The organism is Halopseudomonas bauzanensis (assembly GCF_900114735.1).
Taxonomy (GTDB): Bacteria; Pseudomonadota; Gammaproteobacteria; order Pseudomonadales; family Pseudomonadaceae; genus Halopseudomonas; species Halopseudomonas bauzanensis.
Map to the genome: position 1 here is coordinate 319199 of NZ_FOUA01000002.1, position 25874 is coordinate 345072.

At 56.8% G+C, this 25874-nt stretch carries 27 protein-coding genes; 19 read left to right on the top strand and 8 right to left on the bottom strand.

Going from position 1 to position 25874, the window contains the following annotated elements; translation table 11 throughout:
* Position 1 precedes the first annotated feature (1 nt).
* Entirely contained in the window at positions 2 to 1366 is a 1365-nt protein-coding gene (locus tag BM267_RS07865) for a hypothetical protein (protein WP_074778918.1), read from the top strand.
* Between the two features lie 59 nt (positions 1367 to 1425).
* On the opposite strand, the gene BM267_RS07870 is transcribed toward BM267_RS07865, so the two are convergent.
* Complete coding sequence (locus BM267_RS07870; protein WP_074778916.1) at positions 1426 to 2484, bottom strand: hypothetical protein; 1059 nt, start codon at positions 2482 to 2484, stop codon at positions 1426 to 1428.
* A gap of 106 nt (positions 2485 to 2590) precedes the next feature.
* On the opposite strand from BM267_RS07870, the gene BM267_RS07875 reads away from it, so the two are divergent.
* The 7 genes from BM267_RS07875 to BM267_RS07905 all read left to right on the top strand — a co-directional run bounded on the left by BM267_RS07875 (position 2591) and on the right by BM267_RS07905 (position 7957).
* Positions 2591 to 3346, top strand: coding sequence for an HNH endonuclease (locus BM267_RS07875; RefSeq protein ID WP_235818256.1), 756 nt, complete (start codon positions 2591 to 2593; stop codon positions 3344 to 3346).
* 190 nt (positions 3347 to 3536) lie between these two features.
* A complete protein-coding gene (locus tag BM267_RS07880) occupies positions 3537 to 3902 on the top strand; it encodes a hypothetical protein (protein WP_074778912.1) in 366 nt (121 codons plus the stop codon).
* 68 nt (positions 3903 to 3970) lie between these two features.
* Positions 3971 to 4297 (top strand): hypothetical protein, encoded by a 327-nt coding sequence (locus BM267_RS16690; RefSeq protein WP_136868612.1) that lies wholly within the window; start codon positions 3971 to 3973, stop codon positions 4295 to 4297.
* A gap of 10 nt (positions 4298 to 4307) precedes the next feature.
* A complete protein-coding gene (locus BM267_RS07890) occupies positions 4308 to 5726 on the top strand; it encodes a TolC family protein (protein WP_051611248.1) in 1419 nt (472 codons plus the stop codon).
* 1 nt (position 5727) lies between these two features.
* A complete protein-coding gene (locus tag BM267_RS07895) occupies positions 5728 to 7119 on the top strand; it encodes a multicopper oxidase family protein (protein ID WP_074778908.1) in 1392 nt (463 codons plus the stop codon).
* 21 nt (positions 7120 to 7140) lie between these two features.
* A complete protein-coding gene (locus BM267_RS07900) occupies positions 7141 to 7632 on the top strand; it encodes a cupredoxin domain-containing protein (protein ID WP_136868613.1) in 492 nt (163 codons plus the stop codon).
* Between the two features lie 31 nt (positions 7633 to 7663).
* Positions 7664 to 7957 (top strand): copper-binding protein, encoded by a 294-nt coding sequence (locus BM267_RS07905; protein ID WP_074778906.1) that lies wholly within the window; start codon positions 7664 to 7666, stop codon positions 7955 to 7957.
* A gap of 239 nt (positions 7958 to 8196) precedes the next feature.
* Here the strand turns inward: BM267_RS07905 and BM267_RS07910 are convergent, their stop codons facing one another.
* Positions 8197 to 9165 carry a chromate resistance protein ChrB domain-containing protein gene (locus BM267_RS07910; RefSeq protein WP_074778904.1) on the bottom strand — a complete coding sequence of 323 codons (969 nt, stop codon included), beginning with the start codon at positions 9163 to 9165 and terminating at the stop codon, positions 8197 to 8199.
* A gap of 77 nt (positions 9166 to 9242) precedes the next feature.
* On the opposite strand from BM267_RS07910, the gene chrA reads away from it, so the two are divergent.
* On the top strand, positions 9243 to 10619 hold the full coding sequence (gene chrA, locus BM267_RS07915; protein WP_036991744.1) for a chromate efflux transporter: 1377 nt from the start codon (positions 9243 to 9245) through the stop codon (positions 10617 to 10619).
* A 181-nt stretch (positions 10620 to 10800) separates the two neighbouring features.
* Here the strand turns inward: chrA and BM267_RS07920 are convergent, their stop codons facing one another.
* From BM267_RS07920 to BM267_RS07930, 3 genes are read right to left on the bottom strand one after another with little or no spacing between them, the layout of a single operon-like run.
* Positions 10801 to 11253 (bottom strand): YqaA family protein, encoded by a 453-nt coding sequence (locus BM267_RS07920; protein ID WP_036991748.1) that lies wholly within the window; start codon positions 11251 to 11253, stop codon positions 10801 to 10803.
* A complete protein-coding gene (locus BM267_RS07925; protein WP_074778902.1) occupies positions 11246 to 12088 on the bottom strand; it encodes a nickel/cobalt efflux transporter in 843 nt (280 codons plus the stop codon). The genes BM267_RS07920 and BM267_RS07925 overlap by 8 nt, the downstream gene beginning before the upstream one ends.
* 25 nt (positions 12089 to 12113) lie before the next feature.
* Entirely contained in the window at positions 12114 to 12401 is a 288-nt protein-coding gene (locus BM267_RS07930; protein WP_074778900.1) for a metal-sensing transcriptional repressor, read from the bottom strand.
* A 587-nt stretch (positions 12402 to 12988) separates the two neighbouring features.
* Between BM267_RS07930 and BM267_RS07940 the strand changes: the two genes are divergently transcribed.
* The 3 genes from BM267_RS07940 (at position 12989) to BM267_RS17000 (ending at position 14838) form a co-directional block, all read left to right on the top strand.
* Positions 12989 to 13636 carry a HupE/UreJ family protein gene (locus BM267_RS07940; protein ID WP_036992099.1) on the top strand — a complete coding sequence of 216 codons (648 nt, stop codon included), beginning with the start codon at positions 12989 to 12991 and terminating at the stop codon, positions 13634 to 13636.
* Positions 13637 to 13650: 14 nt separating this feature from the next.
* Positions 13651 to 14319, top strand: a complete 669-nt coding sequence (locus BM267_RS07945) for a hypothetical protein (RefSeq protein ID WP_036991753.1) — start codon at positions 13651 to 13653, stop codon at positions 14317 to 14319.
* A 312-nt stretch (positions 14320 to 14631) separates the two neighbouring features.
* Positions 14632 to 14838: an IS66 family transposase gene (locus BM267_RS17000; protein WP_074778896.1), complete on the top strand. Its 207-nt coding sequence runs from the start codon at positions 14632 to 14634 to the stop codon at positions 14836 to 14838.
* On the opposite strand, the gene BM267_RS07955 is transcribed toward BM267_RS17000, so the two are convergent.
* Together BM267_RS07955 and BM267_RS07960 are read right to left on the bottom strand one after the other, a co-directional pair.
* A complete protein-coding gene (locus BM267_RS07955) occupies positions 14775 to 15431 on the bottom strand; it encodes a glutathione S-transferase (protein ID WP_074778895.1) in 657 nt (218 codons plus the stop codon). The genes BM267_RS17000 and BM267_RS07955 overlap by 64 nt on opposite strands.
* Positions 15432 to 15479: 48 nt before the next feature.
* Positions 15480 to 16736 (bottom strand): MFS transporter, encoded by a 1257-nt coding sequence (locus tag BM267_RS07960; RefSeq protein WP_074778892.1) that lies wholly within the window; start codon positions 16734 to 16736, stop codon positions 15480 to 15482.
* Positions 16737 to 16941: 205 nt separating this feature from the next.
* Here BM267_RS07960 and BM267_RS07965 point away from each other — a divergent pair, with 205 nt between their 5' ends.
* From BM267_RS07965 to BM267_RS07975, 3 genes are all read left to right on the top strand, one after another.
* Complete coding sequence (locus BM267_RS07965) at positions 16942 to 17076, top strand: entericidin A/B family lipoprotein (RefSeq protein WP_051611213.1); 135 nt, start codon at positions 16942 to 16944, stop codon at positions 17074 to 17076.
* Between the two features lie 171 nt (positions 17077 to 17247).
* Positions 17248 to 18225, top strand: a complete 978-nt coding sequence (locus BM267_RS07970) for an NAD(P)H-dependent flavin oxidoreductase (protein ID WP_074778890.1) — start codon at positions 17248 to 17250, stop codon at positions 18223 to 18225.
* Positions 18226 to 18236: 11 nt separating this feature from the next.
* Positions 18237 to 19145, top strand: a complete 909-nt coding sequence (locus BM267_RS07975; protein WP_036991760.1) for a hotdog family protein — start codon at positions 18237 to 18239, stop codon at positions 19143 to 19145.
* A 70-nt stretch (positions 19146 to 19215) separates the two neighbouring features.
* Here BM267_RS07975 and BM267_RS07980 read toward each other — a convergent pair whose 3' ends face one another.
* On the bottom strand, positions 19216 to 19608 hold the full coding sequence (locus tag BM267_RS07980; RefSeq protein WP_036991762.1) for an acyl-CoA thioesterase: 393 nt from the start codon (positions 19606 to 19608) through the stop codon (positions 19216 to 19218).
* A gap of 336 nt (positions 19609 to 19944) precedes the next feature.
* On the opposite strand from BM267_RS07980, the gene BM267_RS07985 reads away from it, so the two are divergent.
* The 4 genes from BM267_RS07985 to pstB all read left to right on the top strand — a co-directional run bounded on the left by BM267_RS07985 (position 19945) and on the right by pstB (position 25872).
* Positions 19945 to 20916, top strand: coding sequence for a PstS family phosphate ABC transporter substrate-binding protein (locus tag BM267_RS07985; RefSeq protein ID WP_036991763.1), 972 nt, complete (start codon positions 19945 to 19947; stop codon positions 20914 to 20916).
* Positions 20917 to 21030: 114 nt separating this feature from the next.
* A complete protein-coding gene (locus tag BM267_RS07990) occupies positions 21031 to 23307 on the top strand; it encodes an ABC transporter permease subunit (protein WP_036991764.1) in 2277 nt (758 codons plus the stop codon).
* A gap of 81 nt (positions 23308 to 23388) precedes the next feature.
* Positions 23389 to 25005: a phosphate ABC transporter permease PstA gene (gene pstA, locus BM267_RS07995; protein ID WP_407920271.1), complete on the top strand. Its 1617-nt coding sequence runs from the start codon at positions 23389 to 23391 to the stop codon at positions 25003 to 25005.
* Positions 25006 to 25038: 33 nt separating this feature from the next.
* Positions 25039 to 25872 (top strand): phosphate ABC transporter ATP-binding protein PstB, encoded by an 834-nt coding sequence (gene pstB / locus BM267_RS08000; RefSeq protein WP_036991766.1) that lies wholly within the window; start codon positions 25039 to 25041, stop codon positions 25870 to 25872.
* Positions 25873 to 25874 lie beyond the last annotated feature (2 nt).

Sequence of the window (25874 nt, forward strand, 5' to 3'; positions counted from 1 at the left end):
TATGGAACGGCCAGATTACGTAATTCATGGAGAAGTAGCTCGCTTAATACCGGTAGTAGCCGATACCAACCGCGAGCAAAGGGCGGCCTCGATTCTGCTTGCTGCGTTGCGTGGGGTGTATGAGTTTCGGCAGGTAATGTTTGCTTCATTGGGGCATCGAGTCAGCGCTCGGGCTCGAATGGGAGCCTGGACTGAAGTCGCATTGGAATGCAATCTAGACATACCGAAGAAAGACCGCCCAGACGGCCTGGTGCAGTTGGTAACCGGCAGCAAACAATGGTCCGCATTGATCGAAGCAAAAGTCGGTAACAATGAAGTGGGTGAGGAGCAGTTGAAGCGTTATCTGCTGCAAGCCAAGAAAAACAAGATCGATGCGGTCATCACCATCACCAACCAGTTCGTTGCTCTGCCCAATCATCACCCCGTAAAGCTTCCTAAAACGCTATTGAAAGGCGTAGAGCTCTATCATTGGTCTTGGATGTACGCTGTGACGCAGGCAACATTGCTACTGGATTCGGGTGACATCACATCACCAGATCAACGATTTATCCTCGAAGAAGTGCTGCGCTATTTCAGCCATGACTCCAGCGGTGCAACGCGGTTTGACAGCATGAACCGTGAATGGAAGGAAGTCGTTGCCAAGGTCAAAAGCGGAGCAGTGCTGGGCAAGACCACAGGGGAAGTAGAGAACACGGTTTCAAGCTGGCATCAGGAGCAACGTGATCTATGCCTTGTCATGAGTCGCCAGCTTGGTAGGCAGGTAAAGCAAAAGATCAGCAAAGCCCACCGTAATGACCCCGTTCTTCGGCTCAAGGGCGACTGTGAGCTTTTAGCCAAGGAACACAAGCTAACCTGCTGTCTGGCTATACCTGATGCTGCGGCTGATCTCGACATAACTGCAGATTTAATTAAGCGCACGATAACCTGCTCCATGCGTCTAGTCGCACCGCAAGACAAGATACGTAGTTCCGCTCGGATTAACTGGCTGATAAAGCAAGTCAACAAGGCTAATGCAGAGGGTTTTTACGTCAAAGCCATCCGCCCAGGCCGTGCTGAAGAAACGCAAGCACCACTGGGGAAACTACTTGCGGATGGGAACGCACTTGAAACGCTTTCGACCAATGTGGTGCCGAGCGCCTTCGAAGTGTTTTATATGGCTGATTTAGGCTCGCGCTTCTCCGGCGCAAAGGTATTCATCGAGGAACTCGAAAAGGCTGTACCGCATTTTTATCAGGAAGTCGGACAAAAGCTCAGAGCCTGGGTGGCGCCACCGCCGAAATTGCAGAAGCGTGATCCCGTTGAGGTAATGGCGATTGAAGATAGCGAAGCGGCGGAGCAGGCGGCTGCCGAGTGCCCCGATGCTTGAGGGCATACGTAAACGCGTTTTCAGAAGCGGAGGTGCCTCTGGCGATTCGATGAAAGTAGTTAATGACCTGCACCGGACTTTTGAACCAACGACCGGACAAACACCGCCGGAATCTGGATCTGCCGCGGCTGATTGAGTGCAGGTCGCAATACGATCGACTCGCCGAACGACCACACCACATGCACATTGCGCAATGTGCAGTCCTCGGCGATGCCTAATTCGCTGAGGTCGGTATTGCAGAACGCCGGATCGAGCATGACCATTTCCGCCTCGTAAGCGCCGAGCCCGAGGGCTTTGACAGCCTTTTCTGGGACCGTAGTGAGCAGGCCGCTGTAGCCGGCCACAAGCAAACCAAAGAACAGCCCGAAGAGCAGAGCGGCATTCCAACCAGCGAAATGTGCCATCGAACAGATCGATACCATGATGGCAATGATGACGGGAACCGCCCAGAGAATCGGGTAGTGCCAGAAGCCTTCCAGGTTCTCCACGATCGGCATGCTACTTCGCAGGATCGTCGAAAGTAGGATTACAAAGATCAGGAGTGGGATGAAAGCCGCCCAAGTGTAATTGAGAAAGCTCCAACGAGGCAGATCGAACCGTATTTGCAAAGCAATGCCGAAACCCAGCGCAACAAAGACGGACCATAGCAGGGCGGTAATGGTAAAAAGACGCGGCTCAAGCACTAGCGCTGCTACCAGACCAAGTCCGACCACCCCGAAAGGCGCAAAATACGCCAGCAGTACCAGCTGCCAAACGGCTTTTGTACGTGCATCCTCCGCATAGGGCATCGCATAGACAATCTCTTCCTTGACCCTCTTAGTATTGAGGAACCAATGAAACAGAGCGGCACCAGGTAGAACCATCATAATGATCACCGCACCAACAATGGCGAAGCCAATACACGCCGCCGCCAGCAATAATGACGAAAACTGGAATAGATCAAAGCTGGGATAGAAGTGGTTACGGTAGAAGTACAGCAAAAAGATACCGAACCCGGAAACCGGAGGGAGCGCTTTCGCCAGCAGGGACCCATGTGCTCGGAGAAACGCCGGAGAGGTATTCAGCAGAACATCAATTGCGTCCTCGCTGGGCGGACGATCACTCCATTTCTGCTGCATACGGCTTCCTTGCTAATGTGCGTAACGGGATCATATCCGCAACGGTGTTGTTGAGCTATCCTGGTGCCACCACAGCGAGACGAGAAAGGAGTCCGTTTTGTCCAATGTGCGCTGGACTGCCGATGAGCTCAAATTGGCTTTCTATTTGTATTGCCAGCTTCCCTTCGGCCGGCTTCACAAAGGCAACCCAGACATCATCGACCTGGCAACCCGGCTTGGTCGGACGCCATCTTCAATCGCTATGAAGCTGGTCAATTTTGCTAGCCTAGATCCTGCCATCACTAATACTGGTCGCAAAGGTCTCTCTGGCGCATCAAAGCTGGATCGAGTTATCTGGGACCAGTTCCAGAACGATTGGCAAAGCCTGGTTGATGAATGCAGCGCGCTGCTCACCACATCGGAACACGCAGTCCCAACAGCACACCCCAACATTGCCGAAGACCCCGCCGACTATGTTGGCGAAACGCGAGAAGCCCAGGTTCGCATACGGATTCGGCAGAGTTTCTTTCGCAAGGCCGTCCTCGCAAGCTACAAAGCGAAGTGCTGCATGTCTGGCTTGAGCGAACCCCGCCTGCTCCTCGCAAGCCATATCGTGCCTTGGAGTGTCGACAAAGCGAACAGGCTGAACCCGGCTAACGGCCTATGCTTGTCAGCCTTGCACGACCGGGCGTTCGATCAGGGACTTATTGCGTTGTCGGATGAGTTTACGGTGATGGTGAGCGATCAATTGAAGACTCGTGCAGATTCATTTGCTAGGTCGGCGCTAGTGGGGATTGAAGGGAGCGAGATTGTGTTACCTGAGCGGTTTGTGCCGGATGGTGGGTTGGTTAGGTGGCATCGGGAGAATATGTTTCTTGGGTGAGCGTTGGGGGCTGCTATCGGCCAATAGCAGACGTCCTTCGCATATGCATGATCAGTCCGATTAAACTAGATGCCTCACAAATAAGCAGACCTAGAATGATGGTATAGAAATTACAACTTGTTGCGTCGGCAACTGGATAAATATGGCCGTCAGCGGTAATCTCCGTATAACAACTCCTTCAGGATGCTTGATGAAAACTGGCTTACTGCGTATCTGTCTGCTTTGGCTGATGATTTTGATCATCCCGGCCCAGGCGATGGCGGGTGCGTTTTCTAAGTCCTGCACAGCTTCGCCTGAGGCCATGCAGCAGGCTGAGATGCCAGCTGAGCACGCCCATCATGCAATGGCTGATCAAGCCGATAACGAGACCGGCGACACAGTGCATAGCGGTTGTGTGCTCTGTGCGGTCAGTTGTCATGGCATCAGTGCCCTGACCAGTTGCAACACCGAGCCTTTGGCTGTGTTTGCTCCGGTACTCTCTGTGCCGGCCTATCTGTTATTTGTCGGGCAAACCCCCGAGCCACTCAAACGACCTCCCCGCACCGTCCTCCTCTGAAACGATAACGGCTCCTGTTGAGCTGAACATTTCTGATCGGTAATACCGATCTGATCGCAGAGGTGGTCATGTTTTCCCCAACGTATTGTATTGGCGGCTTATTAGCCGTTCTGGCGTGGCACAGTCACGCCCAGGCAACCCAGCCTGATCCATCTGGCGCCAACGTCGTCCCGCCAGTGACTTACCAATCTCCATTGCACAGCTATCGAGGCTTTGAGCACCAGGCTCCCGGCGACTGGCGTGAGGCCAATGCTACCGTCGGCCGTATAGGCGGTTGGCAAGCCTATGCGGCAGAGGTATGGGAGGCCAGCCAGTCGCAAGATGATGGCGCTGATGCCGACATTGATAACGCTTCCGATGCTGGCGGCGACGCCAATCCGCATCAACATCATTAAGGAGCTGGTTATGAACAAGACCAATACGGCTCTCGCGCGTTTGGGTTTCATCGGCGTGCTGCTGTTGACCCTGGCGGGCTGTGCGGGGCTGGCGCCTCAAAGTAGCCTTGAACAGGTTCAGCAACAGAGCGCCGAGCTGACCGGGCAGGATTCGCTGCATTGGGCCACCGCGCAGGATCAGCCGCCGGTGGTCCGCGAGCGTATCGCCGAGCTTCTGGCCGAGCCGTTAGCGCTGGAAAGTGCAGTGGAAATTGCGCTGATGAACAATCCCGGGCTGCAAGCTCGCTTGTTTGATCTGGGTATCGCTGATGCGCAGCGGGTACAGGCGAGCCGTTTACCGAATCCCGGCTTTTCCATCGGGCGCATGACGCGTGGCAGCGAAGTGGAGTGGGAACGCGGGTTGCACCTTAATCTGGGCAGCTTGATCGCCTTGCCCTTAACCCGTCGCATAGCTGAGGGCCAAAATGCGCAGGTACAGCGGGAAGTCAGCTTGTCGGTGATGCGGTTGGCAACGGACACGCGTATAGCCTGGTATCGCGCGGTCGCAGCGCAGCAGAGTCTGGTATACAGCGAGCAGGTTCTACAGGCGGCTGATGCAGGCGCGGAAATGGCTCACCGTATGGCCGCCGTGGGTAATTACAGCGCCTTGCAGCAAGCCCGTGAGCAGAGCTTTTACGCGGAAGCAGCACTGGCTCACCTGCAGGCCAGACAAGAGCAGGTCGCAAGCCATGAGCGGCTGGTTCGCTTGCTTGGCTTATGGGGAGAACAGACGGATTTTACCCTGCCAGAGCGGCTGCCGGACGTGCCTGCTAAGCCATTGGACAAGCCAGATATCGAGCAGCAGGCCATGGCCAGTCGCCTGGATGTGAGGGCCGCACAACAGGGTGCCAAACGCCTGGCGACCAACTTGAAGCTGGGCAAGGCGACGCGCTTTATCAATGTGCTGGAATTGGGGGTCAGCAATAACAGTTCCAACGAAGAGCCCGTGCAGCGCGGCTATGAAGTTACCGTTGAGCTGCCGTTGTTTGATTGGAGCGGAGCTCGCATGGCCGGCAACGAGGCGCGGTACATGCAGCAACTGCAGATGACCGCCGAAGTGGCAATCAATGCGCGCTCGCAGGTACGCGAAGGTTATCAAGCCTACCGTACTGCATGGGATGTGGCAGCGCATTACCGGGATGAGATTGTCCCGCTGCGCAAGCGTATCAGTGAGGAAAACATGTTGCTCTACAACGGCATGTTTATCGGTGTATTCGAGCTACTTGCTGATGCGCGGGAGCAGATCTCCACAGTCAATCGTTATCTGCAGGCCCAGAGTGATTTCTGGGTAGCTCAGTCTGAACTGGACCTGGTCCGTTTTGGGCCAGTAACGCCGAGCGAGGCCAATAGCGCTTCCTCCACATCCGCTTCCCCCGCCGGAGGGCACTAACATGGTTTCAAGACGTGATTTCTTTATGGGCGCGGGTGCCATAACGGCAGCCGTTGCTGCTTCTTCGGTCAGCCGGGTTTCTTTGGCGGGGTTGCCCGAGCCGGTAATTCAGAGCAGCCCGGAGACCATGGCGCCGCTGGAGCCGAATACTGGCAGGCCTTACAAGCCGGTGGTGACGCTCAATGGCTGGACGCTGCCTTGGCGCATGAATAACGGTGTAAAGGAGTTTCATCTGGTTGCGGAGCCGGTAGTGCGGGAGATGGCTCCAGGCTTCAATGCTCATCTCTGGGGCTATAACGGCCAATCGCCTGGGCCTACGATAGAAGTGGTAGAGGGTGATCGAGTCCGTATTTTTGTTACCAACAAGCTGCCGGAACATACCAGTATCCATTGGCATGGGCAGCGGTTGCCCAACGGCATGGATGGGGTGGCTGGCCTAAATCAGCGTGCTATCCCGGCGGGCAAAACCTATGTGTATGAGTTCGAAGCCAAGCGCCCCGGGACCTTCATGTATCACCCGCATGCGGATGAAATGGTGCAGATGGCCATGGGCATGATGGGTTTCTGGGTAACTCACCCGCGCGATGCTCATCCCAATATTGACGAGGTCGACCGCGATTACTGTTTTCTACTTAACGCCTATGACGTCGAACCTGGAAGCTACACGCCCAAGATCATGGAGATGCTTGATTTCAATATCTGGACGTTCAACAGCAGGGTCTTTCCCGGGATTGACCCTCTTGTGGCACGTAAGGATGACAAGGTGAGGATCCGCGTCGGCAATCTGACCATGACCAATCACCCCATACATCTGCACGGCCATGAGTTCGAGGTCACCGGAACCGACGGCGGACCGGTACCGCGCGGCGCACGCTGGCCGGAAGTAACCACGGACGTGGCAGTGGGTCAGATGCGGCAGATCGAGTTCATCGCCAGCGATCTCGGTGATTGGGCTTTTCATTGCCACAAGAGCCACCACACGATGAACGCCATGGGCCATGACGTGCCGACGATGGTTGGCGTTGATCACCGCAAGGTGGTTACGCAGATCAATGATCTGATCCCCGATTACATGGTGATGGGCGAGCGGGGCATGGCCGATATGGCGGAAATGCAGATGCCGCTGCCGGAGAACACCATACCGATGATGACCGGTGACGGGCCCTTTGGCTCGGTGGAAATGGGCGGCATGTTCACCATGCTCAAAGTACGTGCAGATCAGCCTGCCGGTGATTACCGCGATCCTGGTTGGTATCGGCAGCCGGAAGGCACCCAGGCTTTCGAGTGGACCGGGCCTCTGGCCGAGCCGGCGCGTTTCAAGTCCGAATCGACTACCGGCAAGCCGGCGGTTGAAGTGCAAGTACGCAAACCCACCGGGCATTCCGGTCATTAATCTGCAACGGGAGATATACAGATGAACACGTTAATACGGATAACAGTCATTGCGGCGCTAAGTACGCTGTCGTTCGGGGTATTGGCGCATGGCGACGCCGAAGATAGCGCGCGCAGTGCGATGCCGCCGGAGCAAAAGGCCTGGGGCATCGGCGCAAGCGAGGACCAGGTAGATCGCGAGTTAGTCATTCGCATGAACGACAACATGCGCTTTACCCCGGATCATTTCGAAGTGGCTGAGGGTGAGACGCTGAAACTGGTAATTAAAAACGAAGGGGAAATGCTGCATGAACTGGTATTGGGCACGGCTGCGGAGCTGAAAGAGCATGCCGCGCTCATGGAAAAGTTTCCAGGGATGGAGCATGACGAGCCCTATATGGCGCACGTAGCCGCGGGCCAAACGCAAACGCTGATCTGGACCTTCAATCGAGCCGGGCGCTTTGACTTTGCTTGCCTGCTGCCAGGGCACTTTCAAGCCGGCATGGTTGGCGGTCTTGAAGTAAGCACGAACTGAGCTATTAACCTTGAGTAACAGGAGCAATACGATGAAAAAAGTAATGATGTTCTTTGTGGCATGTGCGCTTACTGCCACCTCCGCCATGGCAGACGAGCATGACGCCATGACCGAAGGTGAGCTGAGAAAGATTGATCAGGCTGGGCAGCGTGTCACCTTGCGCCACGGCCCGATCGACAACCTGAAAATGCCGCCGATGACCATGGTATTCCGCGTTCAGGACGCCTCTGATCTGGAAGGACTCACTGCGGGGGACAAGGTTAGATTCCATGCTGAAGAGGAAAATGGAAGCTACGTTGTTACAGAACTTGAGAAAGCAGATTAAATCTGGTCGCAGCTTTTTTCCGGTGGCGTTTAAAGTTCAGGCTCAGCAGTCAAAAGTCCCCTTGGGCTTAAACAAACCATCCTAGCGTCACGGCTGCCAGCAGCAGGTAGCGGGCGGCTTTGGCCAGGGTGACTATCAACAGAAAGCTTCAGAAAGCAGAGCACGATAACCAACACGGAAGGGTCACGATACATTCTCCATCTGACCCTGCTGTCTGGAACCTGTTGTCTGCGCGACGCTCATTCCCGGTACGGGTCTCCTGTCAAATACGCCTGGTAAAGGTCGTCAAACAGCATGTTGGTATGTTGCAGGAGCGCGTCATCATCATGACAGCGCTCCTTGGCCCCGAGCACCATGAGTTTTAACCCTACTGCCTCTGGAACGGGGGGGCCTCCCACATCCAGGTAGTGAACTAGCTCCCCAATCTTGCTTAAACCCAGTTGAGTCTCAAGACTGAAACTCCTCAGCAGCACTTCAAAGGTGACCTTGTCATCAACATGGGTGAAGTTGGCTCCATCAAAATCATACCCTAGCGCATCTGGCGGGCACTGGTTTGGGTGTTCCAGCCACACGAAGCGAGCCTCGGGATCAATAAAGCGCTGGATCAACCAAGCCGATGCTAGCCGATCCACCCAGGGGCGGCGCCGCGTGGCCCAGCATCTTCCGATAAATGCAGAGCGATCAAGCAGTGGGATCTCGGCCTGGTTCGGCTGCGGCTCGTCAGGCACAAAGCAACGATTAAAGACGTTCTCCGCATCTGCCATGGCTGTGACGGCGTGCTCACTTTCTGCGCGTGGAAAGAAATCGATCTCCATAATGCTTTGCAAACGTCTCTGTAGCTGGGTCAATTGACGCTGTGCTTCTCGCTCCTCCAACTGAGGGCATGCCTGCTGCCAGTCAACCACCGCTGTTCTTAAGGCTTGAAAATCTGCCGCTCGATCAAAGAGCGAAGGCAAAGCATCAATGCCATCTATGGCTGATTCCTCTACCTCAATCAGCAGCGCGTCACCTCCCAGCATCTTGATTTCGCTGGCCTGCTGCTCCAGGGCATTTCTGCGGGAGGAGCTGGCAGGCAGCAAGTAAACGCCATCTCTGAGTACCGCCACACCTAAGCTACGAAGAGCGCGCCATATCCTCATGCGAGGCGTTCCCGCCCGCCCACTAAGGCGCATGATCAATATCAACCAGTGCTGCACGTGATCAGCCATAACACCCTCTCGTTGTATTCATTACACTAACGTTATACATTCTACAAATAAGCCCTGCCATCATTAAAGAGTGCGCCATGCCGCCAAACATTGAATCGCCCCATCAGGTACCGTTTCGTGAGGCCGTCAGGGTCTGGTTACGAATTGCATTATTGAGCTTCGGCGGCCCAGCCGGTCAAATAGCAGTGATGCACCGCATCCTTGTCGAAGAAAAAAAATGGATTGGCGAGCGCCGTTTTCTCCACGCGCTCAACTACTGCATGATGCTGCCGGGGCCAGAAGCGCAACAGTTGGCTATTTATATCGGCTGGCTTATGCATCGCACCAAAGGCGGCTTGGTCGCGGGCAGTCTCTTCGTGCTACCGGGTTTTATCGCCATTCTAGCACTGAGCTATCTGTATGCCGTCCTGGGCAATGTTGGAGCTGTTGAGGGGCTCTTCTTTGGCTTGAAAGCGGCGGTACTGGCAGTGGTGCTTAACGCAGTTGTGCGTATAGGCAAGCGAGCTCTGAAGAATTGGATAATGCTTGCCATAGCCTCTGCGGCTTTTGTCGCCATCTTCCTTTTTGAGGTGGGGTTTCCACTGATTATTTTAACCGCAGCTCTTCTAGGTTATTGGGGCGGTAAGCGGGGCATGACGGCCTTTGAAGTGGGAGGTGGCCATGGAAGTGCTGACGAGTCAGTTCTTAGCGACCGAGACTCCATACTCGGCGAAGGACTGCCTGCTCATGCGAGTCCCAATCGCCAGTGGTCGCTACGCATGTCAGCCACCCTACTGCTGTTGTGGTTAACGCCGGTCGTGCTCTTGTTAGCAATGTTTGGTAGCGAGAATGTATTCAGCCAGATTGCTCTCTTTTTCAGCAAGATGGCGGTGGTGACCTTTGGGGGTGCATACGCGGTGTTGGGATACATAACCCAAGAGGCGGTGCAAAATTATGGATGGTTGGCACCGGGCGAAATGCTCGATGGCCTCGGCATGGCGGAGACGACCCCGGGCCCGTTAATTCAAGTGGTGCAGTTTGTCGGGTTCATGGGTGCTTATCGCGAGGCCACAGGCCTTGATCCCTTGGTAGCAGCGACGCTGGCTGCGCTGCTGACGACCTGGGTTACTTTCGTTCCTTGTTTCCTTTGGATATTTTTAGGGGCTCCGTATGTGGAGCGTCTACGCGATAATCGCGCACTGAGCTCCGCGCTGTCAGCCATTACCGCTGCGGTAGTCGGGGTTATCCTGAACTTAGCGATCTGGTTTGGGTTTCACGTTATTTTCGCTGAAGTAGGCGAATGGCGCTTTATGGGAGCGCGTGTGTTAACGCCAAACCTAGAATCCCTGGATGTACTGTCGTTGCTACTGGCTGTAGGCGCCATGGTCGCGATTTTTCATTTCAAAGTCGGCATGATCAAAGTGCTGGCAGGGTGTGCGATTCTTGGTGTTTTAGCTTCTCTTGTGGTTTTTTAGCCAGCGGTCGCGCTATTGACGTCAGATGCAGATGAACATTAACTCCAGGTCAGATTCCATGCAGAAGAAAACTAAGACCGCCAAGTCATTACGCAGTTTGAGAACGACGACTGAATATGGCCGCGCCTTTAGTTCGTCGACGTTCAAGGCTTAAGCTCGGCTGTCAAAAGCCCCCTTGAGCTCAAATAAACCATCCTAGCGTGACGGCTGCCAGCAGCAGGTAGCGGGCAGTCTTGGCCAGTGTGACGATCAACAGAAAGCTCCAGAAAGGTTCGCGCATAACGCCGGCGACCACGGTCAGTGGGTCGCCAATAATTGGCACCCAACTGAGCAGTAACGACCAGCGGCCAAAACGATGGTAAGCCTGCTGGGCTTTTTCCAGTTTGCGCTCGCTGACTGGAAACCAGCGTTTTTGTCGATAGCGCTCTATAGAGCGGCCCAGCAACCAGTTGACGGCGGAGCCAAGCACATTGCCAGTGGTTGCGACCGTCAATAATGCCCAGGCAGCGTAACGGTCTGTCAGCAACAGCCCGACCAGCACCGCTTCTGACTGCATCGGCAGTAGCGTGGCGGCACCGAATGCCGCAAGGAAAAGTCCAAGATAGCCGGAAAGCTCCAGCCACGCGTCAGGCATTGAGCCCGGTCCAGCCGTGAATGCCGATATATATACCCACCCCGATAATCAGTACGCTGGAAAAATAAGGGGCGCGGCGTGCCACCGTGCTGAGCCAAGGCCAACGATTGGATGCCTGTCGTGCGCCGATGGCGGCAGCGGCGCCGACGGTGACCAGCGTGATTGCCAAACCAATACTGAAGCACAACACCAGTACCGCTCCCAGCGTGACTTCCTTCACCTGCAGACAGAGCAGCAACACAGTAATCGCCGCCGGACAGGGGATCAAACCCCCAGTCAGCCCGAACAGAATGATCTGGCCGGTGCTGACATTGCCATTGCTGAAACGCGTGCGAATATCCTGGGCATGCGCTCGTTCGTGGGCATCCTGATAACCTTCCAGCGACAGCTCAAGCCCTCCAGCTTTGACATGATCATGGTTATGGGCATGTTCATGTTCATGTTCATGGTGATGCTGATGTGCACTAGCCGCCTCGAGCTGCCATGTTTGCTCGCCCTGCCAGGTGCGCCCCAGCATCCACAGGGCGATGAGAATAATGATGGCGGCGCTGGCAAGCTGGAAGTAGGGCTCGGTAGTGTCAGCGTCGAGATTCTGCCCCAGATACATGCCAAACATGGCCACTAACCAGACCACCGCCGTGTGAGAAAGCGTCGCTGCGAAACCAAGCAGAACGGCCTGTTTTACTGTGCCGCGAATCGCCACGATAAACGCCGCCATCATGGTTTTGGAGTGTCCAGGCTCCAGGCCGTGCAGAGCGCCTAATAAAATGGCGGTGGGAAAATATAACCACGCCTGGGAGGCCCCCTGCTGCAGTAGTTCGGCGAAACTCGACATGGAAGAAACCCTGCTGGGAAAAGTCTTAGAGGTATTTGGTGATTTGCTTGAAATCTTCCAGTGGTGCACGTTCACCCCCGGAAAGCGCCTCTACCGTGTGCTCCAGACAGTGGTCAATATGGTCCTGAATAAGTGTTCGCTTGGCTTGGCAGACTGCCTTTTCTACCGCGTGCAACTGTTGTGCAATATCGACACAGGGGCGGCTGCTTTCAATCATGGTGATGATGCTACGTAGGTGACCCTCTGCCCGCTTCAATCTTTTGACGATATCGCCATGGCTTGAGTGCTGGTGCCCCTCTGCGTTTTCGCTCATGTATTGAGTCTCATGTCGGGATGGATTATGCTCGCATCCTATCCCCCTGGAGGGGATACGGTCAATCCGTCGAATCAGCAAGACTCACGAGCCCCAGGCACCGGACCCTCTAGATATGCCCAGCAAGCCCATCAGCGCCAAGGTGATATTTGCCCTCGCTCTCGTCATATTGATGGCATGGGTCGGGCATAGCTCGGCATTAGTGAATGGCGCCAGCCCGCCCGCTCACGCGCATTCGCACGGTAACGACGCTCCCACCTGCACAATCTGTGCGGATCACTTCCATTCATCGCTGACTGCCGATCACGTGCACGAAACGCCGCACCTGAATATGCCTCTGGGCCTAAGCGCTCAATCGAAGAGTGCGGCGCTTCTGCGTGACGCCGGCAGTTTTGTGCCTGCGGCACCGATCTTTTTAGTCAAGCGGCCTCCCCGTCCTGATCTGGTGTGCTGACAACGCCGCCTCGCGACTTTTAACCACCGTCATTCAGGACTAAATAATGCATTCTTTTCCAGGAAGCGATTCGGGCAGATTCCCTGTAGGCTCGAATCGCCCGCTATTACTGTTTTTACTGTTCACCGCGCTGATGTTTATAGGTATGCCTGACGCATTTGCCCACGCTGTCGCCGAAGGCGACAAGGGCTACATTCAGGAAATCACTGGCGTGAACCTCATTGCCTTCATGTACCTCGGGGCCAAGCACATGGTCACCGGCTATGATCATCTGCTGTTTCTGCTGGGGGTGATTTTCTTCCTCTACCGCATGCAGCATATCGCTATCTATGTAAGCCTGTTTGCTGTTGGACACTCGCTCACCATGCTGCTGGGCGTGTACTTCAATATCGGTATCAACAGCTACATCATTGACGCGATCATCGGCCTTTCTGTGGTGTACAAGGCGCTGGATAACCTGGGCGCTTACCAACGCTGGTTTGGCTTTCAACCCAACACCAAAGCCGCCACCTTGATCTTTGGTTTGTTTCACGGCTTTGGCCTGTCGTCGAAGATTATCGAATACGACATCTCACCGGATGGGCTGGTCCCAAACCTGTTTGCGTTCAACGTCGGCGTGGAAATGGGCCAGCTAATTGCTTTGGCCATGATCCTGATTGCAATGAGCTTCTGGCGTAAGACTGACGGCTTCTTCCGTCATGCCTACACCGCCAACGTAGCCATGATGGGCGCGGGATTTCTGCTTATTGGCTATCAGCTCACTGGCTACTTTATTGCTTGATTCTGGAGACATTTATGTACAACACCGATATGCCCTCACGCGCTGAACTACCCAGTAGCGCAAAACTGATTCGCTCTACCATCATCTCCGCCATCGTTGCATTGGTGCTTCTGGTGACCGTCGTCATGCCAGCCGAATACGCGATTGACCCGACGGGTGTAGGCCGTTTGTTGGGTTTGACTGAGATGGGCGAGATCAAACAGCAACTTGCCGATGAAGCCGCTGCTGATGAAGCCGCGCAGTTGACGGCGGTGCCTTCCGCTGCTGAAGAGCTCTCACCAGAGCCGACGGCCCCGGTTCAACAGACAGTTGCTGACCCTGAGCCACAGGCAGAGCCAATTGTCGCAACGCCTGCTCCAGCGCAGCCGGAATGGCAGGATGAGGTCCGCGTAGTGCTGACCCCTGGCGAAGGCACTGAGTACAAGCTGACTATGGAACAAGGTGCGATTGCCAGCTTTCATTGGGTATCAGAAGGCGGCCCCGTCAACTTCGACACCCACGGTGATGGCGGTGGCCAGTCTATCTCTTATGAGAAGGGCCGTGGCGTTACGGAGGATGAAGGCGATTTGACGGCCGCGTTCACGGGGAACCATGGCTGGTTTTTCCGTAACCGGAATAATGAGGATGTCACGTTGGTGCTTCGCACTCGTGGCAACTACGGTGAGTTAAAGCGGGCGATGTGAAGCGGAAGACCTGATTAGGTGCCGTCACGCCCAGGCCAGTCTCGAATTGAGGCTGGCTTGGTGTGGGGACCATAAACGTGTGCTTCTGGTAGATATTGAAACCTTCCTTCACACCTCTTGGACTGTTGCCCGCTTTTGGCCGGTTTCGGCCGTCGTGACCTACTGCTGCCGGCCAAAGGCGCCCCCTCGTAAGAGGCCGATCTGCACGTGGTCAATCAGAGCGTGCTGGCCGAGTAGGTACTGGAGTACATCAAGTTGTTGTACCAGGTCGAGCTGGAAGCCAGCGAGCTCACGTCAGAGCAGCGCTGAATCATGAGAAATAAACATGCCAGGCCCGTTGCTGATGCACTGCATAAATGGATGTTGGCCCAGTGGGAAAAGGTGTCGAACGGAACAGATACTGCCAGGGCCTTGGATCAGACCCTGAAACGCTGGGCTCGAGTTTGCTTGCCGCCCTATGGAAACACCACTATTTCATGGCCTTCCTGCCAGGGTTGGAACTTGATCATGACGTGCTGAAAGACTGGGTGTTCCAGCCAATCCCTCAGCCATTGCTGTAGATTCGGATAGGGCAGGCTGTAAAACACCTCCTGATCTACATGGGCGAACTGGCGTACAAAAGGCATGATGCCGATATCAGCGATGCTGATATTGCTTCCCAGCAGATACCTGTTTTTAGCGAGCAACTGTTCTAACACCTGCAAGAACACCTCGCCCTGCTCCCGATACTCTGACTGGGTTAACTCTGGATGGCGATCGGCGTATTTGTAGCGATCCAACCAATGTTTGAATTCGTTATCGTTCTGGTCGATCAGGGTATTAGCGCTTACTAAATCGATGTTCAATAGACCTTTTGGATCGTTCTGTCGCAGTGCCCATTCCACTATTTGCCTGCTTTCCTCGATAACGAGTCTCTCAGAGCTGTCATCCTCCGCGAGTTCCAGAACAGGAACAGTGCCTTTGGGGCTGATAGCCAGCATCTGCGCCGGCTTGTTTTTCAGTACTACTTCCCGCAGCTCTACTTTCAGCTCGGCAAACAGGAGGCCGAGTCGGGCGCGCATTGCGTAAGGGCAGCGGCGGAAGGAGTACAAGCGAGGTAGTGAGCCGGACATAATGTACTTCCTAACTAACGCCGCCGGTGGGCGCCGGGACTCCGTTGGTCATTTCGCTGCTCCCCGGCCTTCAGAAAGTTGGATCGGCACCGCCTTCGGCTCCCCGACCGCCCATTCATTGGGAAACCGCCGAATCAACAGCGTCAGACCAAACCCGACCGACAGCACCAGGAAGGTAAAACTGAAAGCCGCGGTGAAGCCGCTGGTATTTTCGATCAGCCAACCGCCGACGGCCGGCCCGAGGAATTGGCCGAATGCAAAGAACACGGTCGCAAAACTGAATGCGATAGGGATGTAGCGGGGGGCCACCTGGTCTGTCGCGCTGGTCTGGATCATCGCGAACAAGCCGTTGACCGAGGCGCCCATCACCAGGAAGTGCAAGAAGAAGTGGGGCAGGGTCTGCCCGGTGATGGGTAACGCCACGGCGATGAGCACCAGGAACATGCACATGGCCAGTGCGTTACCCCGGCCCCAGCGGTCAGACAGCCATCCCCACAAGGGTCCGCCGGCGATGGACAGTAAGCCCATCATCGCCATAAACCGTCCTGCAATGGCTTCAGTGTGGCCGCTTTCGACCATGAAGCTGACCATGAATACCGTCTGGACGATATAACCCAGGCCGATGATGCCGTAGGTGGTGGCCACGATCAGTACCCGGGGGTTGCGGTAGATCCGCCACTTCACCTCCGACGGCAGTTGCCCGGCAGCGGTGGTTGTGGCCTTGGGTGGATTGCGTACAAACAGACCGATCATGACGGTGACAAACAGGGCGGAGGCGGCAAACATGCCCCAGCTGACCCGCCAGCCCTGTTCGCCAAACACGTCGAACAGAATGGGCACGAGGACACCGGTCAGCAGGACACTGATGCCGACACCACTGGACATGTAGCCGATGACCAACCCGCGCTGCTCGGGAAACCAGGTCGCCAGCAGCGCCACCATTGGCGCGAACGCAAAGGCGGTACCAAACCCCAGTAACCCCATAAGAAACATCACCAGCCAGAAGTGGGTGGCGATAGCCAGGCCCAGGAACCCTACCGTGACCGTGAGCATGCCGAACATGACGGAGGCCTTCGCTCCCCAGCGGGCCGCAGCCAGGCCGCCGGCCAGGACAAAGCAGACGTAGCACAGGGCGGTAACCGTGCTGAGAATCCCGGCCTGCTGGTAGGACAGGCCAAGGTCCGCGCGCATCGCCGGCAGGATGATGCCGTAGGCCAGGCGGGCGAACCCGATCACCACGAGGGAGGTGAGGGTGTCGCACAGCACGGTCAGGATCATGTTAGGGCGATCGGCATTCTGGGGCATGGGGTTCTCTTATTGTCTGACGCTTCGCAGCGGCTCAGGGTACCAGCTTTCCGCTATGGTGGCCGATTGAGACAAGCCCCAGCAAACCCTATATGAACCAGCTTCGCCCCTTCGCTGTCCATAATTGTGGCTGCGCTCCATTCAGCCTGACCCACGCTGCCCCCGGCGCGTGACTGGTGCTCAATAATAATGCTGGAGTCAAATTATGAGTCTGACACTGAAATCAGTATTGCTCGGAATGATGGTTCTGTTCATGGCCGGCTGTAACACCATGGAAGGCGCAGGCAGGGATATCCAGAGAGGCGGCGAGGCATTGGAAGATTCTGCCTCGGACAGGTAACACCAAAACACCAGGCCACTCGTTTGGGTGGCCGGTACTGAGCCATCCATAAACCTCCTGAATACCCCTTCAATCTCGTGTTTGCCCGAGCTACGTCGGCCCGCCTAAACTCAGTCGTTATTGTCAGAGGCACGCCCGTGGCGTGCTGCCAACTCGACTCGGTAGGTAGCCATGAAAACCAGAATCACAGAACTCTTCGGTATCGAGCATCCCATCATCCAGGGCGGCATGCACCACGTCGGTTATGCCGAACTCGCAGCGGCGGTAGCCAATGCCGGCGGGCTGGGCATGATCACTGCGCTGACTCAGCCGAACCCCGAAGCGCTGGCCGCGGAGATTCGCCGCTGCCGTGAGATGACCGACAAGGCGTTCGGCGTCAACCTGACCTTTCTGCCATCGGTGAATCAGCCGGATTATCCTGGCTACATCAAGGCCATCATCGAAGGTGGTGTGAAGGTGGTGGAAACCGCCGGCAACAATCCACAGAAGTGGCTGCCGATCCTCAAGGAAAACGGCATCAAGGTTATCCACAAGTGCACCGCGGTGCGCCATGCGCTGAAGGCCGAGGCCATTGGCTGCGATGCGGTGAGTGTGGATGGTTTTGAATGCGGCGGGCATCCGGGTGAGGACGATATCCCCAACTTCATCCTGCTGCCGCGTGCTGCCGAAGAATTGAAAATCCCCTTTGTCGCTTCCGGTGGTATGGCCGATGGTCGTTCGCTGGCCGCTGCGCTGGCGCTGGGTGCTGACGGCATGAACATGGGTACGCGCTTTATCGCCACCCAGGAAGCACCGGTACACGAGAACGTGAAGCAGGCCATTGTGGCGGCCAGCGAGCTGGATACCCGGCTGGTCATGCGCCCGCTGCGCAATACCGAGCGGGTGATGAACAACGCGGCGGTCGAGCGCCTGCTTGAGAAAGAACAGCGCCTGGGCACCTCGATCAAGTTCGAGGATATTGTCGAGGAAGTGGCCGGCGTCTATCCGCGCATCATGAAGACCGGCGAAATGGATGCGGGCGCCTGGTCTTGCGGCATGGTGGCGGGGCTGATCCGCGATGTGCCGACGGTGCAGCAACTGGTCGACCGCATCATGGCCGAGGCCGAAGGCATTATTCGTGAGCGCCTCAGCGCCATGCTCAACGGTTGAGGAGACGACACATGAGTTTCGATACCCCGCTTTACCTGTGCGGCCCGCTGCGCGAGCCAAAACAGATGCTGGCTGATCAGCAATACAGTGGCCATACCTCTATCCATGATGACGATATGGCGGAAAAGCTCGGTTTCCGCGCTGGCCCTATCGAGGGGCCAACCCATTTCAGTCAGTTCACACCGCTGCTGGTGGAGATCTGGGGGCAGGACTGGTTCGAGCGCGGCTGTTTTTCGGCGCACTTCCAGAACATGGTGGTGGAGGGCGAGCAAGTACGCGCCTTTGTCGAGCGTCCGGCGCCGGGCGCGACCCGCGTACGTTGCTGGGCTGAGAAGGCCGATGGTACGCCGGTGCTGGAAGCCAGTGCGAGTATTGGTGATGCGGGCCCGAGCCTGCTGGATGAGCGTATGGCCAGGCTGCGCCCGCCGGAGCGGCTGGTGATTCTGGCCGATCTGCAGGTGGGTATGACCGGAGCAGAGGAAGAGCGGGTACGCATGGACGCCGATCAGCACATGGGTGAGCTGTATCCCTTTTCGCTGAACCAGAAGCTGGAGCGTATTACCGAAAATTCGCCCTGGTATTCGCAGGCCGATGTGTCTCCCTGGGGCCGGCCGATCATTCCGTTGGAGATGGTCAGTGTGCTGGCGGAATACAGCAGCAAGCAGGCGGCTTTCCCGGTGCGCCAGCCGGTAATCGGCCTGTTCGCCGACCAGGAAATCCGCATGATCGACGGGCCACTGTTGGTGGGCGAGGACTATCTGATCCGCCGGGAAGTAGTGGCGCTGTCGGAAAGCAAGCGTACTGAGTCGTACTGGGTGCGCTCACGCATCTATTCTGCCGACGGCAGCCAGCTGAAGGCAGAGATGCTGCTCAACCACGCCACGCTCAAGCATTCCTACGCGGATTATCCCCAGGCTTGAGGCCGCAGTAGTGCTTCAGGATCCGGCACCCGTTACCTGACGGGGCGCCGGCATCCTGTGAATGCTCTGCTCAGGAAGGAATAACCCGAGTTCGTCCCCGGTCATCGATGGCCACGAACACGAAGGTGGCTTCGGTCACCTTGCGGCTCTCTTCGTGAGTGTGGTCATCACTCCACACCTCCACCAGCACGGTGATCGAGCTGCGGCCGATATCCTGCACCTGGCAGTGAAACGCGAGTTGCGCGCCTACCGGTACCGGCACCATGAAGCCCATGCGGTCGATGGCAACGGTGGCTACCCGGCCGCGGGCGATACGTGAGGCGCTGCTGGTACCGGCCATATCCATCTGACCGACGAGCCATCCACCATAGATGTCGCCGAAGCTGTTGCAGTCGCGGGGCAATGCGGTGATTTTAAGTGCCAGTTCACCCCTGGGCACTGGGTTCTGATCTAAATCTTGCATGAACTACTCGATATTGTAGTTGTTGTGTCCGCTGAGAAATTTCGAAAACGGCGAATACGCGCAGCGCCTTCGGCAATTCCCTGAATAAATGACAATGATGATTATTGACAAGCTCAACGCGCGTATCTTAAGGGATTGCGCAGGGGGGCTCAATGGCGGAAGGAGCAATAATCGGCTCTGGAACAAGGAATAAAACAAGGGGGAGCCGGTTAAGAACATTGCCGGCACTTTGACAGCGCTTTTTCATCCAATTGTCATAATCCGGGCATAGAGTTGTCACATCGGCTCCCGATACTGAGTCGCGTGTTGCTAACACTACCTCACCAGGAGAAAGACATGAAAATGAAGCGACTGTGCGCCGCTATCACTGTTGCCGCTGCCGGGATGGCCGCAGGCACCAGCTTTGCCAACGTTGATGCAGATCTGAAAGCCTACGAGCGGGTAGGTGGCGTTTCCGGCAATCTGTCCAGCGTGGGTTCCGACTCCCTGGCCAACATGATGACCTTGTGGGCCGAAGAGTTCAAACGTCACTATCCGAACGTCAACGTGCAGATCCAGGCCGCCGGTTCTTCTACTGCGCCACCGGCACTGACCGAGGGCACTTCCAGCCTGGCGCCGATGAGCCGCAAGATGAAGGATAGCGAGCTGCAGGCATTCGAAGAGAAGTATGGCTACAAGCCGGTCGAGATCCCTGTCGCTATCGACGCTCTGGCTGTGTTTGCACACAAGGATAACCCCATTGAAGGTCTGACCATGGCTCAGCTGGACGCCGTGTTCTCCTCTACTCGTCTGTGCGGCAATGACAGTGACATCACTACCTGGGGTCAGGCTGGCCTCGACGGTCAGTGGGCAAACCGCGACATCCAGCTGTACGGTCGCAACTCGGTTTCCGGCACCTATGGCTACTTCAAGGAAGTTGCTCTGTGCAAGGGTGATTTCAAGAGCGGTGTGAACGAGCAGCCCGGTTCCGCTTCCGTGGTGCAGTCGATCAGCCAGTCGCTGAACGCTATCGGTTATTCCGGTATCGGTTACCGTACTTCCAGCGTCCGCACTGTGCCGCTGGCCGCTGAAGAAGGCGCCGAGTTCGTTGACGCTACTCCCGAGAATGCCGTCTCCGGTGAGTACCCGCTGTCGCGCTTCCTGTACGTCTACGTGAATAAGGCGCCGAACAAGGAACTGGCACCGTTGGAGCGCGAATTCGTCAAGCTGATGCTATCGAAGGAAGGTCAGGAAGTTGTATTCAAGGACGGCTACGTGCCGATGCCCAAGCGCGTCGTAGACAAGGTCTACAAAGAGCTGGACATGTAAGCAAAGGACTATTGAGGGCATGGATGCCCAGCGAAAGGGGTGTGCTTCGAGCACACCCCTTTTTCGCCTTCTCGCTGTAATTAATCTGTCATATTTGCCCTGTAGGGTGGCGCCATGAATATGCAATCATCCCCCCAAGACACTCGTATCGACTTTGATACCAAAGCGATGCAACGCCACCGCAAGGTACGCCACTTCAAGGATCACTTTACCCGCTGGTATGTGGCGGTCGGTGGCCTGGGGGTGATTGCTGCTATCTTGCTCATCTTCCTTTATCTGCTATCCGAGGTGCTGCCGCTATTCAGTGGGGCCGATCTGGAGGAGCGCACGCGGTATCAGCCAGCTTGGGCTGCCAACAGCGGTGCGCCCCTGATGCTGGCTATGGAGGAGCAGGCCGAGGTCGGCGTACGGCTGGCCGAGAGTGGCCAGCTGGCGTTCTTCCAGACGGCTGATGGCGCACTGATCAGCGAGCAGCAACTGCCGATCCCGGACGGCGCGCAGATCACCAGTTTCAATGTGGAAAGCCCCACCTCACGTCAGTTCGTGGTGGGCCTGAGCAACGGCCAGGTCATTATCGGTCGACATGATTATCGCGTTACCTACCCTGAAGATCGCCGGTTGATCACGCCTTCGCTGGTGTTTCCTTACGGCAGCGAGCCGCTGACGCTGGATGAACAGGGCCGCGCCCTGGACAGCGTGACCATGCGCGTGAACGGCGACAATATGGCGCTGATCGGTAGCGTTGGACGCAATTTGGTCTACACCCGCATCAGCAGCCGCGAGAACCTAATGACCGGTGAGGTCAGCGTTGACCAACAACAGATTCCGTTGGCGCCAGTGAGTGGTGATATCCAAAAGGTGCTGGTCGATCCGCTGCTGCAGTGGATGTACGTATTCAACGGTAATCAGTACGTCAACGTCTACGCGCTGCGCCAGGACGGCGCGCTGCTGGAGCGCTACCCCGTCGTTGAGGGCGCTGACCGCAAGGTGACTGCGGCCAACCTGTTGCTGGGTGGCATTTCGCTGATCATCGGCGATAACGAGGGCAACCTGAACCAGTGGTTTATGGTGCGCGGTGAGGGCACCTCGAAACTGACTCTGGTCCGCAGCTTCGATGCGCAGAAAGGCACCGCGATCACCGATATTCAAGGTGAAGAGCGGCGCAAGGTCTTCCTCGCCGCTGATGAGAAAGGCCGTCTGGGCTTCTACAACACCACTGCGCACCAGAACCTGATGGTGGAGTCGGTGGATGACCGGTCGGTAGCGGCTTATAGCATCGGGCCGCGCGCCGCCGATCTGTTGGTCGAGCATACTGATGGTCAGATCAGTGCCTGGAAGGTGGACAACCCGCACCCGGAGATCTCCTGGTCGGCGCTGTGGGGCAAGGTCTGGTATGAGAGCTATCCCGAACCCGATTACGTCTGGCAGTCCAGCTCTGGAAGCACCGAATTTGAGCCTAAGCTGAGTCTCGCGCCGCTGACCTTCGGCACCCTGAAGGCCGCCTTCTACGCAATGATCCTGGCGACCCCGCTGGCGATTGCCGCCGCGGTCTATACGGCCTACTTCATGGCCCCGGCCATGCGCCGTAAGGTCAAGCCGATCATCGAGCTGATGGAAGCGCTGCCGACGGTAATCCTGGGCTTTCTTGCTGGTCTATGGCTGGCCCCTTTGTTGGAGACCAACCTGCCGGGGATCGTCAGCCTGCTGATCCTCACGCCGATCGCCTTCATTGCCTTTGCCTTCGCCTGGAGCAAGATGCCGGAGAAGGTGCGGTTCGTGGTTCCCGATGGTTGGGAAGCATTGCTGCTGGTACCGGTGCTGCTGATCATCGGCTGGTTCAGCTTTGAGATGAGCATCTACCTGGAAGCATGGTTCTTCGGTGGCGACATGCGCATGTACCTTACCCATGACCTGGGTATCGATTTTGACCAGCGTAACGCCCTGGTGGTTGGTCTGGCGATGGGCTTTGCGGTTATCCCGACTATCTACTCGATTGCCGAGGATGCCGTCTTCAGCGTGCCGCGGCATTTGACTCAGGGCTCGCTGGCGCTGGGCGCGACGCCCTGGCAGACGATGAGCCGGGTGGTCATTCTGACCGCCAGCCCGGGTATCTTCTCCGCTGTGATGATCGGCATGGGGCGCGCCGTGGGTGAAACCATGATCGTGCTGATGGCCACCGGCAACACGGCGATCATGGACATGAATATCTTCGAAGGTATGCGCACCTTGTCGGCCAACATCGCGGTGGAAATGCCCGAATCCGAGGTGGGCAGTACTCATTACCGTGTGCTGTTCCTGGCAGCCTTGGTGCTGCTGAGTTTCACCTTCGTGATGAACACCTTGGCCGAACTGATCCGTCAGCGCCTGCGCAAGAAGTACGCATCGCTCTAAGGCCCACGGATAACAGGAATCGACACAGTGAAACAGAATACTTTCAAAGCCTGGTGCAAAAGCGGCAGCCCGTGGATCTGGATGAACGCCGGTGCGGTCTCCATCGCGGTGGTCATGACCCTGGGTCTGCTGATATTGATCGCCGTGCGCGGGCTCAGCCACTTCTGGCCTGCGGATGTGATCGAGGCACAGTACCGTATCCCGGGGCAGGAATCCCTGATCATTATGGGCGAGGTCAATAGCCGGGAAGAGGTGCCTGCGGCGCGTCTCGCCGGGGCCGGCCTGCCGGTGGATGCGGAAAACGAAAGCTTCATGGAGCGCCAGTTGCTCAAGGTCGGTAACCGGGACCTCTATGGTGCCGATTTCCGCTGGGTGGTCGGTGAGTGGCTGGAAAATATACGCACGCCGGAAGATATCATCGTCATCGAACGTCGGGAGTGGGGCAACTTCTATGGCTACCTGACCGACGTGCGCCAGAATGGTGAGGTTGTCGCCACCGGCGCCGATGCCTGGCCGGCGCTGGAGCAGGCGATGGATCGCGCACTGGCTATCTATGACGATATCCAGCAGCTGGAAAAGTCCGACATCGGCCGCATCAACTCCGGCCTGGAGCGGGTGCGCCTGCAGGAGCGCGGCTATGAGATGCGCAACGAGCTGACGCCCGAGCTGGAAGCCGCACTGGAAGCCGAGCGTACCGCGCTGAACAATGAGTATGCCGAGCTGGAGCAGCACCTGATGGGGCTGTATCAGGAGTTCAACCGCGACAGCCTGACGGCGCGGGTGTCGGACGGCCGTGAGAAGGAGATCAATCTCAGCAAGGTCGTGCGTGCCTTCCAGCCCAACAGCATGACCACCCTAGACAAGATCGGGCACTACTTCGCCAAGCTGTGGGAGTTCGTCAGCGACGAGCCGCGTGAGGCCAACACGGAAGGCGGCGTATTCCCGGCGATCTTCGGTACGGTGCTGATGGTGTTGATCATGTCGGTGGTAGTCACGCCGTTTGGTGTGCTGGCGGCGGTTTACCTGCGCGAATATGCCAAACAAGGCGTGGTGACTCGCACCATCAGGATCGCGGTCAACAACCTGGCGGGGGTACCCTCGATCGTCTATGGTGTGTTCGGTCTGGGCTTCTTTATCTACTTCCTTGGTGGCAGCATCGATTCGCTGTTCTTCCCCGAGGCGCTGCCGACACCGACCTTCGGTACCGGCGGTATGCTGTGGGCCTCGCTGACCCTGGCGCTGCTGACGGTGCCGGTGGTGATCGTCTCCACCGAAGAAGGTCTGACACGGATTCCCCGCTCCCTGCGCGAAGGCTCCCTGGCGCTGGGCGCGACCAAATCGGAAACCCTGTGGAAGATCATCCTGCCGATGTCCAGCCCGGCGATGATGACCGGTCTGATCCTGGCGGTAGCCCGCGCGGCTGGCGAAGTAGCCCCGCTGATGCTGGTAGGTGTGGTCAAGCTGGCACCGTCACTGGCGGTGAATGGCAACTATCCTTATCTGCACCTGGACCAGAAGTTCATGCACCTTGGTTTCCATATCTATGATGTCGGTTTCCAAAGCCCCAACGTCGAGGCCGCGCGGCCGCTGGTCTACGCGACGGCGTTATTGCTGGTCGCAGTGATCGCCCTGCTGAATTTCTCGGCGGTCGCGATACGTAACCACCTGCGCGAAAAATACAAGGCGCTGGAAAACTGATCGTCTCAACCTTTACGACGCGGATACAGAATTATGTCCAATAGCAGCAAAACCCATGCAATGGATATGAGCGCTCTGGAGCGCTCGCAGCAGGTGCTGAGCATGGATCAGGAAACCATCGCCCTCGATGTGCCTGGTCTGAGCTTGTTTTATGGCAGCAAGCAGGCATTGTTCGACGTGAACATCCAGATCCCGCGTAACCGGGTCACCGCTTTTATCGGCCCGTCCGGTTGCGGTAAGTCGACCTTGCTGCGCTGCTTCAACCGGATGAATGATCTGGTTGATGGTTGCCGTATCGACGGCCAGATCCTGCTCGACGGCAAGGATATCTATGCCAAGGGCGTGAACGTGTCCAACCTGCGTCGCCGGGTCGGCATGGTCTTCCAGAAGCCTAACCCGTTCCCCAAGTCGATCTATGAAAACGTTGCCTACGGGTTGCGTATCCAGGGCGTCAACAACAAGCGCACCCTGGATGAAATGGTCGAGTGGGCGCTCAACGGCGCGGCCTTGTGGGACGAGGTCAAGGATCGCCTGCATGAATCGGCATTGGGCCTGTCCGGTGGTCAGCAGCAGCGTCTGGTGATTGCCCGTACCATCGCCGTGGAGCCCGAAGTGCTGCTGCTCGACGAGCCGGCCTCAGCGCTGGACCCGATTTCGACACTGAAGATCGAGGAGCTGATCCACGAGCTGAAGGACAAGTTCACCATCGTCATCGTTACCCACAACATGCAGCAGGCGGCGCGGGTTTCGGACTACACGGCGTTCATGTACATGGGCGAGCTGATAGAGTTCGGTGATACCAACACTCTCTTCACCAACCCGACCCAGAAACAGACCGAAGATTACATCACCGGCCGCTACGGCTAGTC